The sequence below is a fragment of the Butyrivibrio sp. INlla14 genome (genome assembly GCF_900102515.1).
Lineage (GTDB): Bacteria > Bacillota > Clostridia > Lachnospirales > Lachnospiraceae > Butyrivibrio.
On sequence record NZ_FMVS01000005.1, the window covers coordinates 51136 to 69557 of the forward strand.

Here is an 18422-nt window from a genome sequence, read left to right on the forward strand (position 1 = left end):
ACCTTCTAAATAGTATAGTATAGACACACTATGATATCATAAATTATAACATAATTCTATGTTCTATTATACATTCCCTAAACTCTATGGATTGTAGACATATTTTTCTTCAAAGGCTACTCTCCTTAGAGGTTTGTCATAATAGTAACCCTGAATATACTTAACTCCCATGCCTTTTAATGCATCCAGCTGCTGCTTGGTCTCAATACCTTCAACACAGATGTCTGCACCAATTGTCTCTCCAAGCTGCGCCATCATTCTTACGAAAGCCTGGGAATAATTGTCTGTCGCAATATCTTTTACAAAATCCTTATCCACCTTGATTATGTCAAAAGGCAGAGCTCTTATACTGCTAAGAGCGGAATACCCGGTACCAAAATCATCAAGTGCAAGCCTTACTCCAAGTGCCTTTATATCCAAAAGAGTCTGCTTGGTTCTTGCAAGATCATTTATAGCAAGTCTCTCTGTGAGCTCCAGCACCAGATTTTCTGGATTCAGGTGATTATCTTCGATGCACTTTTTTATGGTATCCACAATATCATTCTGCATGATCTGGACTACAGACAGATTAACGCTTACTGCGAACTCTCCTATTCCAGACTCATTCCACTGCCTGCAGCACTCGCAGGCCTTTTGCAGGACATGATTTCCAATAGGATTTATAAGTCCAAGATATTCTGCAAGAGGCACAAACTCATCCGGACTTAAAAATCCCAGTTTAGTACTGTTCCAGCGAACCAGTGCCTCTGCTCCCACATGTTTGATCTTTTTCTTACTCTTTTTATCCTGAGTAAAGGTGATTATAGGCTGGAAAAAGACTTCAAATTCCTCGCAGGCCTTACCTATAGCGTCAAACATATTCTTTTCAAGGTCCAGTCTGTGGATTGAAGAAGAATCTATATTATCTGAATACTCAGCAATCCTGTTCTTGCCTGATTTTTTTGCCTCATACATGGCAACGTCTGACTTTCTGATAAGTTCAGATACATTATCGCCATTTTCCGGAAACTTCACGACACCCATACTCATGGTGCAGTAATAGTCGCTATCCTTGAGATACCAGGGTGTAGCAAAGGCATCCTTGATTTCCTCAAGTATCTTGTCCATCTTGCTGTAGTTCTCAGGCGGAACGATGATGACAAATTCATCTCCGCCCATTCTATAACAGGAATTGCTGATACCATCAATCCTGCTCATGGCATTTGAAATATCCTGCAGGAGGACATCTCCATACTGATGTCCCAGGCTATCATTGATGTGCTTGAAATCATCAAGGTCAAGGTACATAAGTGCACCTGTCCTGCCTGTCTGACGAGCCTCATCTACGTACTTAGCAAGATCCTTTTCGCAGCACATTCTGTTGTACAAGCCTGTCAAAAAGTCAGTATAAGCCTGCTGCTCAATTCTCTTCTGGTAGAGCTTTTTCTCAGTAACATCGTAAATAGCGCACAGAGAAACCGGGCGGCCGTCTACCCACTTGATCCTTGTATAGTAAACGTCGTACCACTTACCTCTGGTCTTATGATTAACCTCATAGTTACCACTATGACTTCTAGATGGAATGTTAGATTCAAAGAGCTCTATAAGTTTGTTTTCAGAAAGCTCTTTGCTAAAGTTCTTTTTAAAGCTCCTATTAGCAAAGAGCAATACTCCAGTGCCAATATCTCTTACGTATATGGAACAGCCCACGTTATCAAGAACCGCTTCCAGCGAGGCAAAAGAACTAGCAAGGGAGTTAGTCTGTATTCTCTTTGTAATGATACTCTGCAGGATTCTAATTGTGTCGTTAATAAATTTAACGTCATCAATGGACCATATCCTGTCTTCTCTGTTCTCAGTAATGCAGGCATAAAATCTGGGTGCACCGTTAATGATAATAGGCATAGCAACAAGAGCCCTGATACCAAGTATGTCAAGCTGCTCTCTTTCACCTGCATTCATCTGTGAGTCACTTGATACCACGATTGCCTTCTCATTTCCAAGGAACCAGTACACTTCCTGATCTGTAGTCTCAGTAAACATCTTGTTTACACCCTGCGCATTCCACTGAACTACAATGTCCATGAGGTTTCCGTGGTGAACTCTGCAGGTAAATCCGTTACTAATCTGTAAATATCCACAAAGCTTTGACAAGATCATGGCCATGATAGTTTCAATTCCTTCATTGCTATCAAGGAGGGAGACAATCTCCGTCATGGTCTCTGCTCTGTGGAAAGATGATGTCATCTCAAGTTCCTGGGCTTTTGATTCCTCACTTATGGCTACTGCCTGCGTTCTTGAGGTTTCAATAGCCAAAAGAGCATTCAGAGTGGCTCTCAAAAGATCTAATACTCTATAAAATTTATCTTCGGAAATTTGATATGAAAAAGAATCAATAGGCGGAACATGATAGAACTCCGCTTCATATTCTGCGTCCTTAAAAGCGCCACATACAATCCAGACAGCGGCAGTATCCTTGCCACTCTTAACAGCAACAGCAGCCAGCCGGAGATTAGGCACCTCTGTGATCTCCACAGCCTGATCCTCCAGCTCGCTCTCTGATACTCTTTTGAAAATATTATGAATACGTACATCCGTTACGTATTTCTTGATAATCTCTATTTCATGGGGATTGCCGGAGAACTGGCTCATGGGACTGCCGTTTTCATCAAGGCACATGGCATAGACCCCTGACATTTCGCAGAACTTATCCTGCCAGGCCTGCATGCCCTCGGCATTTTTGAGCGCAAAATTACCAAGGGCTCCTTTCTTTTCATTTAAAGACCCCGTCTCTGTGGCTTTTTCAAGTTCCACTTTGGTAACTGTCTCCTGCATTTTCCCCCCTCAAGGAAAATAAAGATTAAATTACATCTGTGTTATTAGTTATTATCTACGCTATAGTTAGGTGCTTCCTTGGTAATCTGAATATCATGTGGATGAGATTCACGAAGAGCAGCTGATGTCATCTTGATGAATCTGCCGTTCTCCTTGAGTTCTTCTATTGTACCGCATCCGCAGTATCCCATACCTGAACGAAGACCACCAATAAGCTGGAATACAGTATCTTCTACTGTTCCCTTATATGCAACTCGTCCCTCAACGCCTTCTGGAACAAGCTTCTTGGCATCTTCCTGGAAATAACGATCCTTGGAGCCGTTTTCCATAGCTGCAATGGATCCCATTCCACGATATACCTTATATTTTCTGCCCTGATAAAGCTCGAACTCACCTGGAGCCTCATCACAGCCAGCAAACATTGATCCCATCATTACAAGGTTACCGCCTGCAGCTATAGCCTTTGTAATATCTCCTGAATACTTGATACCACCATCAGCGATGATCGGAACTCCATATTCCTTGGCAACCTTGTAGCAGTCCATGATAGCAGTAATCTGAGGAACACCGATACCTGCTACAACTCTTGTTGTACAGATAGAGCCAGGTCCGATACCAACCTTAACCGCATCAGTACCAGCCTCGATAAGAGCCTTTGTAGCCTCACCTGTAGCAACGTTACCTGCAATAACCTGAAGATTAGGGAATTTCTCTTTGATCATTCTAAGGCACTTAAGAACGTTCTCGGAATGTCCATGTGCTGAGTCAAGTACGATCACGTCAACCTTGGCATCAACAAGTGCTGCTACTCTCTCAAGGCAGTTAGCAGAAATTCCAACACCTGCGCCGCAGAGAAGTCTGCCCTGATCATCCTTGGCAGCGAGAGGATACTTGATAGTCTTTTCAATATCTTTAATAGTGATAAGTCCTACAAGGTTGTAGTCATCATCAACGATTGGGAGCTTTTCTTTCTTAGACTTGGCAAGAATGTTCTTGGCCTCCTCTAATGTGATTCCAGCCTTAGCTGTGATCAGGTTCTCGCTTGTCATAACGTCCTTGATCTTCTGAGAGAAATCTTTCTCGAACTTAAGATCACGGTTTGTGATAATACCAACAAGCTTTCTTCCCTCTGTAATAGGAACGCCTGAAATACGGAACTTAGCCATAAGAGAATCAGCATCAGCCAGTGTATGGTCTGGAGAAAGTGAAAATGGGTCTGTGATGACGCCGTTCTCTGATCTTTTTACCTTATCAACCTCTTCGGCCTGAGCCTCGATTGACATGTTCTTGTGAATAATACCAATTCCGCCCTGTCTGGCCATGGCAATAGCCATTCTATGCTCAGTAACGGTGTCCATTCCTGCACTCATCATAGGAATGTTAAGTCTTATCTTCTTAGTAAGATATGTTCCTACATCCACCTGATTAGGTACTACCTGTGAATATGCAGGTACCAATAATACGTCGTCAAATGTGATTCCTTCACCAATAATCTGTCCCATTTTCTACTCCCATCGTAAATCATTATTTTTGGTATCTATGTATTCCCCAACACATTTATACTTTATTCAACTATATTCAATTAATCAAAAAATACCTTTCTCGGAGCCACGTTTCTAACGGCCTCTACAAACTCCTTAGAAGGCTCGAGAACTATCTTCTCCTTGCCATCATAATAGATTGTGTAGGTTGGATCAGGCTGCTGATCCTTGATCCTTGATGAAAAATCAAGAGCCTTGTAGGTTCTGTTCTTGTACTCATCCAGGTGATAAGAACGAGAAGGAGCCATAGCCTCAATTTTGCCAACATCGAACTTGCCTATGTTCTTACGTCTGCTCTTATTTAGAATCTTGTCTACTGTGATCTCTTTGTCGCAGTACTGATACTCAAACTCAATGCTGGCATTAAGTGAAACGAAATAGTAAGCTGCACCAAATGCTATCGCAAGTATCATTCCCACAAGGCTTCCAAGTAAAAGTGATGAAAGAAAAGAAAGTATCGCAAGTATAAGGGAAACCACCTTCAAAACAACAAACAGAGGTGATGCCTTACTAGAGACAAGACATTCTACATAACTGTTATCACTAACCATTTGTAACAATAGCCTCCTGTAATCTGGCCTATAGAAATGGCCCATTTTATCGACTATCTTATATTACTTTCTCTAATCTTTCAAGGTGTATTTTGCAATATTTTTGTACTATTATCTTGTATTCAATTTCACATTTGATTTAAATTGTGGATTGACACTTTTGTTCTAAATTTTTATTATTTACTTTATTATATGAGGGCAAAAAAGTCCTATTACTATTATATATGTTTTGATGATAAAAAAGTATTATTTTTCTGTTAATAATACCATGTTGGAAAGTGAGAAGAAATGTCATTACACGATGAAATAAGAGAACAACAAAAAAAATTAAAAGGTCAGGGATTTAAGGCCAAGCTCGAATATTTTTGGGAGTACTACAAGATCCATACAATAGTGATCATTTGTGCTGTAGCTCTTTTATCTATGCTTATTCACGATATCAGAAGCAACAAGCCCTATGGTTTCTATGCTGTCATGATAAACTCAGGTGCATCAAGTGCTCAGGAAGAGCTCGAATACGGTTTTGCTCCTTATGCAGGAATTGATACCAGTAAGTATAGCTGCTTTATAGATACTGCCGAGAGTTATGATCTTCAGGTTATTACAGAGACCACCATAGCTACGAGTCAGAAGATCATGGCAAATGTTGCCGGCGGAGATCTTGATGTTCTGGCAGCTGACAGCAACATCTTTACCTATTACGCCAATCAGGAAGTCTTTGCTGATTTAAGGACAGTTCTTTCAAAGGAACAAATTGAGAAATATCAGGATTTGTTTATATATGTAGATCAGAGTTACCTGGATTATCTGAACTCAGAGGAATACCAGGCTTACATCAGCACTGGCGAGTTTGATAAAAACAACAAATACGCAGTTATTGCTGATAACTATAACAAAGACCTGACTTTCCCTCCAACTGACCCTTCCGATATGGAGAATCCGATTCCTGTAGGCATAAAGCTTGATAACTCAGCAATCCTTAAAAAGACAGGCGCCTACTCCGGATACTCCTCCGCAGCAGGAGTTATCATCAACAGCTCAAGAAAAGATCTTGCCGTAAAATATATAGAATATTTGCTTAAGTAAATGTTTGAGGCTGTTGCACTAGATTATAAAGTGCAACAGCCTCCTTTTTATCTTGTAAACTTAATCTTCGCATCTTGGATCATATAACAATCCAAATCCTGATCAAATCTGTGTAGTTACAAAAATATCGTATATAGCACGGATAGCTTTTTCAAAATCTCTTGTTTCAACACCTATGATGATATTAAGCTCTGAGGAGCCCTGATCGATCATGCGGACATTTACAGAAGCGTGAGCAAGTGCTGAGAAGATTCTTCCAGCAGTACCACGTGTTGACTTCATGCCGCGGCCTACAACTGCAATAAGAGCAAGGTCTGATTCGATTTCCAGCATGTCCGGGTGAGCAAGTCTGTGGATTTCTGATACTACAGCCTGTTCCTTCTCAATAAATTCATCCTGCTGAACAAACACAGTCATTGTGTCGATTCCAGAAGGTACATGCTCGATAGATATATTCTGATCTTCAAAAGCCTGTAATACCTTGCGGACAAATCCAACCTCAGAGTTCATCTGATCCTTGAGAACATTCACGCAGCAAAATCCCTTTTTACCAGCGATACCAGTTATAACAAACTTGGACTTCTTGGCTGTGGATTCTACAATCCATGTGCCAGGATCTTCTGGCTTATTGGTGTTACGAATATTGATCGGAATGCCTTCCTTTCTAACAGGGAAGATAGCATCCTCATGAAGTACTCCGGCACCCATATAGGCAAGCTCTCGAAGCTCTGTATATGTGATAGTCTCAATGTGTGGTGGCTTCTCGATAATCCTAGGGTCTGCTACAAGGAATCCTGATACATCAGTCCAGTTCTCGTATACATCAGCCTTGATTGCTCTTGATACAATTGATCCTGTTATATCTGAGCCGCCTCTTGAGAAGGTCTTGATAGTTCCATCAGGATATGCTCCGTAAAATCCAGGGACAACAGCCTTAGGCGTTTTCTCAAGCTTTTTGCCCATGAGCTTATTAGTTTTCTCACCGTCAAATTCGCCGTTCTTGTCAAAAGCAACAACTGTAGCTGCATCTATAAACTCATAGCCAAGGAATGCTGCCATGATGATTCCATTTAAGTATTCACCTCTGCTGGCTGCATAATCTTTTCCAGCCTTAGCCTTAAAGTTCTTTTCAATAGTCTTAAACTCATCTGCAAGGCTGAGCTTTAAGTTAAGTCCCTTTATGATCTCGTCATAGCGGGCCTTAATATCTGAGAGCTGTTTAGCAAAGTCTTTTTCTGCCTCAGCCAAAGCATACGTCTTATAGAGCATGTCAGTTACCTTGGTGTCCTTGGAATTTCTTTTTCCGGGGGCAGAAGGAACAACATAGACTCTGTCGGGATCTGCCTTTATGATCTCGCCCACTTTCTTAAACTGCTCTGCACTTGCAAGTGAACTGCCACCGAATTTAACTACTTTTTTCATAATATGCCACTCTCTCTTCCTAGAACTTAATGTATTTCATTGTCACAAAGAAAATCTCTGTCCACAATACACCTTTATCAATACAATCTCAAATATCCCTTAACACTGTCCATCTTCCACAATCTCTCTTCAAAGTCCTTCTCTGAAATAAGATCTGTGATAAATGCAAACTCTTCTGGAATGCTGTTTCTCTTTACAACTTCCACCTCGTTGCCAAAGACTTCCTTGGCCTGATCCTGAAGGTCTGCAGGAACTCTTACAAAGAAGCGCCTTACTGCATTATCCTTGGGAGAAAGCTCTGCCTTCTCAGCCTTCATATTAACCTCGATATGGTGTCCCTTGTGCTTTAAAATATCGATCACATCAGCTACAACTGCGCTGGCAGTAGCATTTTTACCAGCTCCCTTGCCATAGAACATTACATCTCCAAGCATGTTGCCGTGAACATCGATTGCATTGAATACGCCATTAACACTTGCAAGTGGGTTCTCTGGCGGAACAAGGAAAGGTGCAACCATTGTAAAGAAGCCGTTCTCATTTTTCTTGCACATAGCAAGGAGCTTGATTGACATGTTGAGGGCTCTTGCATATTCAAAGTCAAGGATACTGATCTTGGAAATACCCTCAGTGTATATATCCTCATAGTGTACGTGCTTACCACTCATAAGGCTGGCCAAAATAGCAATCTTTCTGCAGGCATCATAGCCTTCCACATCAGCTTCAGGATTTCTCTCTGCATAGCCCTTTTCCTGAGCCTTCTTAAGAACAAGTTCAAATGCCACGCCCTCTTTATCCATCTTGGTCAGGATATAGTTTGTAGTACCATTCAGGATACCTGTTATAGAATCAATCTTCTCATGTTTAAGAGAATCATTTATTGATCTAAGAACTGGAATTCCTCCGCCAACGCTGGCCTCAAACAGATAGCTCACATTGTTCTTTTTAGCCAGTTCTACAAGCTCTGGTCCGTGAGCAGCCACAAGTTCCTTATTGGATGTACAAACGCTCTTTCCGGCCTCTAAAGCTCTTTTTTCAAAGGTAAATGCTGGCTCTAATCCCCCCATAGTCTCGCAGATCACATCAACCTCAGGATCATTTAAGATAATATCTATATCATGCACTACCTGAGCCTCGTGCTTGTCCCCCGGAAAATCCCTAAGATCAAGGATGTATTTAAGCTCTACAGCTTCACCAGCACTTTTCTCAACGAGAGCTGCGTTTATATCAAGAACGTCAACTACTCCACTTCCTACTGTTCCATATCCCAAAACTGCTACCTTTGCCATGTTGTCCTCCATATCGTCACATTCTATTACGAATGATCTATGTTCTCGTATTTACAGATTTCTATTTCTACCAAGCGCTGCCTTGATCATTATGTCAACGTCGCGCTTCTACCAGTGATATGCACTTTATGCACACCTTCTGATTTTTCCATCTTGTTTATCATTTCCATAATATCTCTTGTTGTAGGTAAAACCTGGATGGTGATAGATAATGATGCCACCCCGTTAAGAGGAATAGACTGATGAATAGTCAGGATGTTTGCACCAAACTCTGCTATTAGATTTAGTACATAGGATAAAAGTCCCACTTCATCATTCATCTGGAATGTCAGGGTAAGAGTTGTTCCCTGAAGACTATCATGAAATTCGTATATATCTTCTTTATATTTATAAAAAGAGCTACGGCTGATTCCAAGTGTTGCGGCAGCTTCTGCTGCTGTCTTGACCTTGCCGGATTCAAGAAGCTTTTTAGCCTCAACAACCTTTAAAAGAACATCCGGTACAGCCTGCCTTTTTAAAACATAGTAACCTGTATCCTGTTGCATTTGAGATTACTCTCCTGTACACTATTTATACTCTGGAAAACTAAATCGAAAATCATAAACGAGTATGTCCGTCTATCAAATACACTTGTGTGTCATTGGCAAAATATGTTTTTCTCTCGCGGACATGTGTTTGCGATAAAAAGAGTTTACCACAGTAAAGTTATAAAGGCAAGCATAAAATCTGCATAAATATCCATGTTTTATGCAGATTTATTTGTGGATTTTTTTATGATCATGTCACTCGCACAAGTACGCATTAATAGCGAAAGCCATGACGTCGGGGAACGTCATGGCTTTCTTACGCTTATAAAAGGAAAGAGTAACCTTTATCCTGGAGGTATGGCCAAGGATAAAGAAAGGAGGATATCAAATTCCCGTGTATCCTGAAGATACTCGTTTATGTATACAGGGCGCATTTGCATACGCCCTGCCTTTTTATTCCTTATATAAAACTTATGAAGTAAATAAACTCCTTGATATACGAATCGCTCCGTACTTTGTACTTTCGCGATTCTACATCGTTATATTACTTGCTTGCCTTCCAAGCGTTGTACTGATTCTGGAACTCAGCAAGAACATCCTGATATCCAGCCTCATCAAGAGCTGCCTGGTACTTCTCAATTGTAGACTCAACGTCTGCTGCAGGAATTCCACCATTCTCAAGAGGGAATCCATAGCTCTCGAATACACCAGCGCAAGCTGTGTACTGAGCTTCTACAGGAGACTTGTCAAATCTGAAGCCTGCTGCTGAAGATGTGTTAGCACCACCGTTGAATGCATCATAGAGATCAGCCTTGTTAGCTGGCTCGTTATCAAGAGGAGTAACGATTGTAGCGTTAGCTGACTCCCACATTGAGTGGTTGTACTTGTCAGATGTCTGTGTTACCTGGTGGTTAGCATCGTATGTGAAGTCCTCACCCTCGATACCGAATGTGTACATATCAGCAAGTGTTGAATCTGTGTAAAGAAGTCCAAGGAAGTCTACGCAAGCCTTAGCCTGAGCTTCTGTTGAGTTTGCTGTTACGCAGTAGCAAGAACCAAGAGCTGATGTTGAATGAGCCCATCTGTCTGTAGCTGGAACCATTGTTACATCCTGGCCATAACGAGCATCTGCTTCGTCATTAACTGGGATATCTGTCCACCAAGAAATAGCCCAATCCTGTGTCTGTGTTGTTGTATCTGTTGTAACCTTTGTGAAATCATCCTCTGAGATGTATCCCTTGTCAGCCCAGTCAGCCATAAGCTTACAGAACTCAAGGTACTCAGGAGTCTGGATTGTATCAACAACTTCATCTTTTGCACGATCTACAGCAAAGAAGTTTGTTGAAGAATCAGCTGTGAAGAAATCAAATTTGTCAATGTACCATCTGTAGAACATAGCTGTCTTCTGTGTAAGGAATGGATATTTAAGTCCATCTGCCTTAGCATCAGCGAGCATTGGCTCAAGATCCTTAAGCTCTTTTACAGAGTTGATATCCCAGTTGTGCTGGTCAACAAGATCCTGACGGAACATGAAGTCATAACCTTCTACGTTGTCCTTGTATACAGGAACGAAGTAGATCTTACCATCGTACTTAGCAGCTTCCCACTGGCCCTCTGCCATTGATCCATAAAGAGGTGTTCCAGCGATAAGATCTGTCAGATCATATACAGCGCCTGCTGGATAAAGATCGTTTGTTCCGATTGTGCCTTCCCATGAAGCTGTCCAAAGAAGGTTGATCTCATTGTTTGCAAGTGCAAGGTTAGCTTTCTCTGTATACTCACCAGAACCGATATCTGTAAGAGTAATCTGTACAGGAATCTTGTCTGCGATGTAAGCATTGATAGCATCCTGAACCTTCTGAACCTGAGCTGTATCAGGTGTAGCAAGGTTGAATGTACATCTGTAAACATTGATGTTTGTAACTTCGCCAGAAGCTGTCTCAGCTGCAGGAGCTGCCTCTTCTGTCTTTGTCTCAGCTGCAGGTGTCTCTGTAGCTGCTGTGTTGTCTGCTGGTGTCTCTGTAGCTGCAGGTGTGCTGCCACAGCCAGCGAGCAATGAAAGTGACATTGCTGAAGCCATAATTACTGATAATACTTTTTTCTTCATACATAACCTCCCTTTTTTAGGTTTCTTTGTTTTTTTATATCATCCCTTGAGGGGTAGATATCTACACCAATTACCCGTTCATATATATCCCGACAGTATTTTTATAAGGAACTTCCGCTCTCGCATTCGCTCGCCGGAAGACGTTCGAACTAACTTCGTAAAATACCTCAGTAAGTTCTCTCAGCCCTTAACTGAACCAACGGTAAGACCCTTGATGAAGTACTTCTGGAAGAATGGGTACACTACCATGATAGGTCCAATAACTACTAAAACTGTTGCCATTGTTGCTGAGTACTGTGGAATAGTTCCACCCATAGCAGCTCTTGCAGATGCAGGAACGTTTGAGTTATTAAGAAGGAACTCTATACTCTTCTGGATGTTGATAAGAAGGAGCTGCAGAGGCTTCTTGGCATCTGAGTCAATGTACAAAAGTGCATTCTGCCAGTCATTCCAGTAAGCTGTAGCCATCATGAAACCAACGGCTGCAAGTGAAGGCTTAAGAAGAGGAAGAGTGATCTGGAAGAAGGTTCTGTACTCGCCAGCTCCATCGATCTTGGCAGCTTCCATAAGCTCTCCAGGAATACTATTGGCAATATATGTTCTAAGAATAATAACGTTCATAGTTGAAACGCACAGTGGAAGGATCAGGAGCCAGAGACTATCTTTTAAGTGATAGTAGCTGGTGAAAATGATATATCCTGAAAGTGTTCCACCATTGAACAGCATAGGGATCAACAGGTAAATTGATAAAAACTTGGATAATCTGAAGTCTCTACGGCTGATTGAATATGCGAACATACTCATGAATAAAAGTCCCATGAATGTTCCGGCAACAGTAACTAAAATTGTTACAAAATATGATCTTGCAAGCTGTGAACCATATTTAAGAACTGTGCTCATACCTGTAAGTGACCAGTCCTTAGGCCAGAACCTGAAACCATTTTCTACAATACTCTTCTCATCTGTAAAAGCAGCTACGAATGTAAGCTCTACAGGCATGAAAGCAAATAATGTACATAAAACAAGAATTATTGCAAGGATAACCTGTCCAACGGTTACCTTTTCTTTTTTAGACATTTCTAAATCTCTATTTTTCATCTTAGCCATCTCTTTACTCTCCCCTTTAGAACAATGCGTTTTCTGGTGCAATTCGGCGAACTGTTGTATTAGCAAAAAGCATCAGTAACAGTCCAACAATTGACTGGAAGAATGAAGTTGCAGCTACGAATCCAAAGTTTGAATTCTTGAAAATAGCATTAAGTACGAAGGAGTCGATAACCTGTGTTGTCTCGTACAGTACTCCACTATTACGTGTTACCTGATAGAAAAGACCTGTATCAGAGTGCATTACTGAACCAACTGAAAGAAGAAGCATTACAGTAACCATAGGTATTAATGAAGGAATTGTAATGTGGAAGATCTTCTGCCATGAGTTAGCACCGTCGATATCAGCTGCCTCATAAAGTTCTGAGTCAATTCCGGCAAGAACTGACATATAAAGAACTGAGCCATAACCTGTATCCTTCCAGATCTTAACTACGAGGAGGATCCAAGGCCAGAGGTTTGCAGCAGAATAAAATCTTGTGCTGGTATTTAATGTGTGATTGATGATACCTGTATCTGAACTGATGAATGCATATACAATGAACTGTACTGCTGCATAAGAAATGAATACAGGGATGATCATAAGTGTCTGCATTGTCTTGGCCATTCTCTTGAACACCAGCTTATCGATCATGATAGCAAGTGTTACATTGAGGAATGTTCCAACAGCTGTAAACAAAAGATAATATAAAATTGTATTTCTTGTGATCTGAATGAATGTTGCCTTAGAAGCGATCAGGAACTTGAAGTTATTAAGTCCATTCCATGGGCTCTTCCAAATACCATCAACATAGTTGAAGTTCTTGAACGCCATTACAAGACCGGCCATAGGCACGTACATAATGAAGAACAAGATCAGGAAAACTGGCAATGCCATTACAACATGTGCTCTGTGTTTCCATGTGTTTCTTAAAAAATCTTTCATACCATTACTCTCCCTTTTTTGATCTATATGAGTCTTGCTACGGACTCTCCCCTCTCTATATTTCCTTTAACGACAACCTGTTCAACGATCGTCCCCTTAGGATTGTTGATAAGATCGATCAGCTTGGAAGCTGCTATAGCACCGATCTTCTCAGTATCCTGAACCATGGTTGTCAATATCGGACTGATCTTTCTGGCAAGTTCGATTCCGTCATATCCCACAACGGAAACATCTTCCGGAATTCGAAGGCCTTTTTTCCTGACTGCATTGATCCCGCCAAATGCAGCGAAATCATCAGGGTAAAAGATACATGTTGGCGGATCCTTAAGTTCAAGAAGTTTTGTTGTTGCCTCAAAAGCAGCATCTGTATCTCTATAAGGAACTGCCGGAACATATTCATCTGGAATCTCAACGCCGAAATCCTGAAGGGTTTTATAAAAGCTTGAAAGTCGGCTCTTGGTAACTGAAGATTCCATTCCAGACTCTTTACCATGTATATATGCTATCTTCCTGTGTCCCTGCTCATATACATAAGTAGCAAGTTCATTGATACCATTGACGTTGTCTGACATGATCGCTGTTCTGTTATAGAAAAGATGGTCAATAGTAACAACAGGAATATCACTCTTAATAAGTTCATCAACCTGGGGATCTGAGAAGTCCACACAGGCGATCACGATTCCATCAAAGCCTCTATAGATTGCGTGTGATAAATAAGACATATTGTTAAGTCTCTTATTACCACTGTTTATAAAGGTTATATCGTAGCCATTCTCCTCTGCTGTTCTCTTGAAGCTATCCAGCACATGATTGAAATAGTCATGTGTAAGTCCGCTGTTAGCTTCATCGACAAAAAGGACTCCTATATTATTAGTCTTGTTTGTCTTAAGGGCCTGAGCCGCTGCATTAGGTCTGTATCCAAGCTTCTCAGCCACCTCTCTTACATGTTTCTTGGTTTCCTGGCTGATATCGCTATGATCATTGAGTGCCTTGGATACAGTTGCAACTGATACTCCACAAGCCTTTGAAATGTCCTTAAGTGATATCATTCTCTATCTCGTTAACTCCATATGCATTACTAAATCGTTTTCGTAATTTAAGGTTACATCATTTTTACCCCCAGTTCAATAGTTTTTTATATTTTTTTGTGCAACATTTATATTTTTGGTGCATTTTTACAAAATCTTTATCGTTATTTCATCTATTTTCCCCTAATACAATTGTATAATGTTAATTTTCTAGCAAACGTTTTCGATACTTTTTCGAAACTTATTATAGAAGGAATTTTTGATACCGGTTTCAAAGGAAACTTTGTGTCACGCCCCAGTGTTTATGCGGTAAAAAAGTTTTTTTATTTTCTGTTGCAATATATCAATTTAGCATATATAATGTCACTAGAAATTCCGAAAACGTTTAAGTACATATAGCAACTTTTTTCTAAAATTCACAGGAGGTTTTTATGAAGTACGGATTTTTTGATGACGCTTCTCTTGAGTACGTCATCACCACACCCAAGACTCCATTACCTTGGATCAACTACCTTGGTAACAAAGAGTTCTTTTCACTGATATCAAACACATGCGGTGGCTACACCTTTTACAAGGATGCCAAGCTCCTGCGTCTGACAAGATATCGTTATAACAACGTGCCATATGATAACAATGGCAAATACTTCTACATCAAGGACACGACAGACAAGGCAGATGAAGTTGTGTGGAATCCAGGCTGGCAACCAGTAAAGACCGTCCTTGACTCATATGAGTGCCGTCACGGACTTGGTTATAGCACATTTACATCCAGCAAGAACAACGTAGAAGCCAAGGTTCTTACATTTGTTCCTATGAACGATAACTGTGAGATTTCCAAGGTGACAATTACTAATAACAAGAGTTGTGCTGCTAAGCTTTCTCTTTTCTCATATGTAGAGTGGTGTCTCTGGAACGCAGATGATGATATGAAAAACTTCCAGAGAAATCTTTCAACTGGAGAAGTAGAAGTTACAGATGGCGGATCAACAATCTACCACAAGACTGAGTATAGAGAGAGACGTAATCACTACGCTATCTACAGCGTCAATTCTGCTGTTAACGGTTTTGATACCAGCAGAGACGCATTCCTTGGCGCATACAATGGTCCTGATCATCCAGATGTTGTTGCAGAGGGCAAATGCACAAATTCTGTAGCAAGCGGCTGGTCACCTATCGCTTCTCAGCAGATCAATATTGAACTTGCAGCTGGTGAGTCCAAGACATTTATCTTCATTTTGGGCTATATCGAGAACCCTGAGGATGACAAGTGGGAAGCTCCAGGCGTTGTTAACAAGAAGCCTGCTCTTAAGATGATTGAGTCTTATAAGACAGAGAGCGCTGTTGATGCTGCTCTTGTAGAGCTTAAGAATTACTGGAAAGAGCTCCTTTCCAACTACCATATTTCTTCTTCCAATGAGAAGGTTGACCGTATGGTCAATATCTGGAACCAGTATCAGTGTATGGTTACTTTCAACATGTCACGTTCTGCTTCCTATTATGAGTCTGGAATTGGCCGTGGTATGGGCTTTAGAGATTCCTGCCAGGATCTTCTTGGATTCGTACACCTTATCCCAGACAGAGCAAGACAGCGTATCATCGATATTGCTTCTACTCAGTTCCAGGATGGTAGCGCTTATCACCAGTATCAGCCACTTACCAAGAAAGGTAATTCTGATATTGGCTCAGGTTTCAATGATGATCCACTTTGGCTCATCGCAGGAACAAGTGCTTATGTAAGAGAGACAGGGGACCTTTCAATATTAAAAGAGATGGTTCCTTTCGATAATGATATGAGTGTTGCCAAGACACTCATGGGTCACCTCAAGTGTTCCTTTGACTTTACTGCTACTCACAAGGGTCCTCATGGTCTTCCACTTATCGGACGTGCTGACTGGAATGACTGTCTGAACCTGAACTGTTTCTCAGAGCATCCAGGTGAGTCCTTCCAGACCTTTGGTCCTTCTGAAGGTCCTGTTGCAGAGTCAGTATTCATCGCAGGTATGTTTGTAAAGTACGGCGAAGAGTATGCTCAGCTCGCTGAGCTTCTCGGTGATGACGCTGAGGCTAAGAGAGCCCGTGAAGAAATCGCCAAGGTTTATCAGGCAGCTATCACAGCCGGATGGGATGGCGAATGGTTCGTTCGTGCTTACGATGCTTATTCCCACAAGGTTGGTTCAAAAGAGTGTGAAGAAGGTCAGATCTACATCGAGCCACAGGGCTTCTGTGTTCTTGCCGGAATCGGTGTAAAGGAAGGTCTTGCTGAGAAGGCACTTAAGAGCGTTGAAGAGAGACTTGATACCAAGTATGGTGTTATGATCCTTCAGCCTGCATATACAAAATATCACCTTGAACTTGGTGAGGTTTCATCTTATCCACCAGGATACAAGGAGAACGCTGGTATCTTCTGCCATAACAATCCTTGGGTTTCAATCGCAGAGACAGTTCTTGGTCACGGTGACAGAGCCTTTGAGATCTACAAGAAGACATGCCCGGCATATATTGAGGATATAAGTGATATTCACTGCACAGAGCCATATGTTTATTCACAGATGGTTGCAGGTAGAGATGCCAAGTTCTTTGGACAGGGCAAGAACAGCTGGCTCACAGGTACAGCTGCCTGGACATTTGTTAACATCTCTCAGTACATCCTTGGTGTATATCCTACACACACTGGTCTCTCAATCAACCCATGTGTTCCTGAAGGCTTTGGTGATTTTGAGATTACAAGAAAGTACAGAGGTGCCAAGTACAACATAAGCGTCAAGCAGAACGGCGCTCAGAAGGGCATCAAGAAGCTTGTCGTAAATGGCAAGGAGGTTTCCGGTAACATTATTCCTTACGAAGAAGGTGTTAAGGAATATACCGTTGAAGCTATAATGGGCTAAATATGTAGCCTGCGTAATCTTTTGAGGGGAAGAAAACGCTAAGGGAGTTGTGACAGATTGTCACTGCTCCCTTAAACATTTTATAAGTATTTTATTTTCCTCATGAGTTTTTACAGCTACACGAAAGTAGCCCTTTTTAAGGCCTCTAAAATTGGAACAATCCCTTATTAGTATCTCTTTTTCCAGAAGATAACTATAAAGATTCTCATCGCTATAAAGCAAAAGAAAATTAGTATCTGACTTAAATACCTTAATTCCGCATTTCTTTAAGTTTTCCTCAAGGAAGGTCCTCTCTCTTCTAATATACTCCATAGATTCATCTGTATAGCCCTTCAAACAATGCTTCGCACAACCAACTCCAGCCACAAGAGCAAATGATGACATATTCCATTCAGGCAGATACCTTTTAATATTCTGGATATTCTGACTCTGGGACAAAAGAAATCCCACCCTGACCCCTGGAATAGAAAAGAGCTTAGTGTAGGCATCGATCACGTATAATTCGGAATAATCCCTGATATAATCCCTAGCTGATGTATTTCCCTCCGACAGGCTAAAAAAGCATTCATCAATTATGAGTTTTGTTCCAGTATCCTGGCATCTTTCTAATATTTTTTCGAGCACATCTCTGCTAATACACCGTCCGGTTGGATTATTGGGATTTGCAAGAAAAACTGCATCTGTATCTTTTTCTATTGCATCAACTATCCCTTTGGTCAATTCAAAGTCGTTTTCTTTAGAAAGGGGATAATAGTTAATCTCACAGCTTTCAAGCATTCCAAGAGCATGTTCATATCCCCAGAAGCTTGGAACTGGCAAGAGAACCTTGCGTGGCTGCAGCATAAGCGTAACTGCTGCAATAAGCTCAGATGCCCCGTTTCCTCCTATTATCATATCGGGCGAAAACACACATCTATATGAGCTACTATTTAGAGCCTTTGCAACAGCTCTTCTAAACTGGCTCTGCGCAATATCAGGATACTTATCAACAGCAAATACCGTCTCTATCATCATATCCTTTATATCTTCAGGGCAGGGAAAGGGATTTGTATTTACTGAAAAATCATATTTTATTTTTTTATCATAGATTTCGCCGCCATGAAGCATCTCATACCACCTAAAAATATATTCCAAAGCAAGCATGTG

General features: G+C 41.1%; 13 protein-coding genes. 2 read left to right on the forward strand and 11 right to left on the reverse strand.

Annotated features, from left to right (window positions below):
• Positions 1-84: 84 nt before the first annotated feature.
• From BLO53_RS03715 to BLO53_RS03725, 3 genes are all read right to left on the reverse strand, one after another.
• The gene (locus BLO53_RS03715; RefSeq protein WP_092059172.1) at positions 85-2814 is read right to left on the reverse strand and encodes a sensor domain-containing phosphodiesterase; all 2730 of its coding nucleotides are present in this window, start codon (positions 2812-2814) and stop codon (positions 85-87) included.
• Positions 2815-2858: 44 nt separating this feature from the next.
• Positions 2859-4316, reverse strand: a complete 1458-nt coding sequence (gene guaB / locus BLO53_RS03720; protein ID WP_092059173.1) for an IMP dehydrogenase — start codon at positions 4314-4316, stop codon at positions 2859-2861.
• A gap of 80 nt (positions 4317-4396) precedes the next feature.
• The gene (locus BLO53_RS03725) at positions 4397-4906 is read right to left on the reverse strand and encodes a DUF6106 family protein (RefSeq protein WP_092059174.1); all 510 of its coding nucleotides are present in this window, start codon (positions 4904-4906) and stop codon (positions 4397-4399) included.
• 288 nt (positions 4907-5194) lie between these two features.
• Between BLO53_RS03725 and BLO53_RS03730 the strand changes: the two genes are divergently transcribed.
• Positions 5195-5992 carry a hypothetical protein gene (locus BLO53_RS03730; RefSeq protein ID WP_092059175.1) on the forward strand — a complete coding sequence of 266 codons (798 nt, stop codon included), beginning with the start codon at positions 5195-5197 and terminating at the stop codon, positions 5990-5992.
• Positions 5993-6094: 102 nt separating this feature from the next.
• On the opposite strand, the gene BLO53_RS03735 is transcribed toward BLO53_RS03730, so the two are convergent.
• The 7 genes from BLO53_RS03735 to BLO53_RS03765 form a co-directional block, all read right to left on the reverse strand.
• Positions 6095-7414, reverse strand: coding sequence for an aspartate kinase (locus BLO53_RS03735; RefSeq protein WP_092059176.1), 1320 nt, complete (start codon positions 7412-7414; stop codon positions 6095-6097).
• 77 nt (positions 7415-7491) lie between these two features.
• Entirely contained in the window at positions 7492-8700 is a 1209-nt protein-coding gene (locus tag BLO53_RS03740) for a homoserine dehydrogenase (RefSeq protein ID WP_176757151.1), read from the reverse strand.
• A gap of 89 nt (positions 8701-8789) precedes the next feature.
• Positions 8790-9245 (reverse strand): ACT domain-containing protein, encoded by a 456-nt coding sequence (locus BLO53_RS03745; protein ID WP_092059178.1) that lies wholly within the window; start codon positions 9243-9245, stop codon positions 8790-8792.
• A 526-nt stretch (positions 9246-9771) separates the two neighbouring features.
• Positions 9772-11334 (reverse strand): ABC transporter substrate-binding protein, encoded by a 1563-nt coding sequence (locus tag BLO53_RS03750; RefSeq protein WP_092059179.1) that lies wholly within the window; start codon positions 11332-11334, stop codon positions 9772-9774.
• Positions 11335-11514: 180 nt separating this feature from the next.
• On the reverse strand, positions 11515-12441 hold the full coding sequence (locus BLO53_RS03755) for a carbohydrate ABC transporter permease (protein WP_092059180.1): 927 nt from the start codon (positions 12439-12441) through the stop codon (positions 11515-11517).
• Positions 12442-12457: 16 nt separating this feature from the next.
• Positions 12458-13363, reverse strand: coding sequence for an ABC transporter permease subunit (locus BLO53_RS03760; protein WP_092059181.1), 906 nt, complete (start codon positions 13361-13363; stop codon positions 12458-12460).
• Between the two features lie 23 nt (positions 13364-13386).
• Positions 13387-14412, reverse strand: a complete 1026-nt coding sequence (locus tag BLO53_RS03765) for a LacI family DNA-binding transcriptional regulator (RefSeq protein WP_092059182.1) — start codon at positions 14410-14412, stop codon at positions 13387-13389.
• Positions 14413-14822: 410 nt separating this feature from the next.
• Between BLO53_RS03765 and BLO53_RS03770 the strand changes: the two genes are divergently transcribed.
• Positions 14823-17276: a GH36-type glycosyl hydrolase domain-containing protein gene (locus BLO53_RS03770; RefSeq protein WP_092059183.1), complete on the forward strand. Its 2454-nt coding sequence runs from the start codon at positions 14823-14825 to the stop codon at positions 17274-17276.
• A gap of 60 nt (positions 17277-17336) precedes the next feature.
• On the opposite strand, the gene BLO53_RS03775 is transcribed toward BLO53_RS03770, so the two are convergent.
• Positions 17337-18419 (reverse strand): pyridoxal phosphate-dependent aminotransferase, encoded by a 1083-nt coding sequence (locus tag BLO53_RS03775; RefSeq protein ID WP_092059184.1) that lies wholly within the window; start codon positions 18417-18419, stop codon positions 17337-17339.
• Positions 18420-18422 lie beyond the last annotated feature (3 nt).

Coding starts and splice junctions, on each gene's coding strand:
- BLO53_RS03715 (WP_092059172.1), bottom strand. CDS start 2,814: ATGCAGGAGACAGTTACCAAAGTGGAACTTGAAAAAGCCACAGAGACG.
- guaB (WP_092059173.1), bottom strand. CDS start 4,316: ATGGGACAGATTATTGGTGAAGGAATCACATTTGACGACGTATTATTG.
- BLO53_RS03725 (WP_092059174.1), bottom strand. CDS start 4,906: ATGGTTAGTGATAACAGTTATGTAGAATGTCTTGTCTCTAGTAAGGCA.
- BLO53_RS03730 (WP_092059175.1), top strand. CDS start 5,195: ATGTCATTACACGATGAAATAAGAGAACAACAAAAAAAATTAAAAGGT.
- BLO53_RS03735 (WP_092059176.1), bottom strand. CDS start 7,414: ATGAAAAAAGTAGTTAAATTCGGTGGCAGTTCACTTGCAAGTGCAGAG.
- BLO53_RS03740 (WP_176757151.1), bottom strand. CDS start 8,700: ATGGCAAAGGTAGCAGTTTTGGGATATGGAACAGTAGGAAGTGGAGTA.
- BLO53_RS03745 (WP_092059178.1), bottom strand. CDS start 9,245: ATGCAACAGGATACAGGTTACTATGTTTTAAAAAGGCAGGCTGTACCG.
- BLO53_RS03750 (WP_092059179.1), bottom strand. CDS start 11,334: ATGAAGAAAAAAGTATTATCAGTAATTATGGCTTCAGCAATGTCACTT.
- BLO53_RS03755 (WP_092059180.1), bottom strand. CDS start 12,441: ATGGCTAAGATGAAAAATAGAGATTTAGAAATGTCTAAAAAAGAAAAG.
- BLO53_RS03760 (WP_092059181.1), bottom strand. CDS start 13,363: ATGAAAGATTTTTTAAGAAACACATGGAAACACAGAGCACATGTTGTA.
- BLO53_RS03765 (WP_092059182.1), bottom strand. CDS start 14,412: ATGATATCACTTAAGGACATTTCAAAGGCTTGTGGAGTATCAGTTGCA.
- BLO53_RS03770 (WP_092059183.1), top strand. CDS start 14,823: ATGAAGTACGGATTTTTTGATGACGCTTCTCTTGAGTACGTCATCACC.
- BLO53_RS03775 (WP_092059184.1), bottom strand. CDS start 18,419: ATGCTTGCTTTGGAATATATTTTTAGGTGGTATGAGATGCTTCATGGC.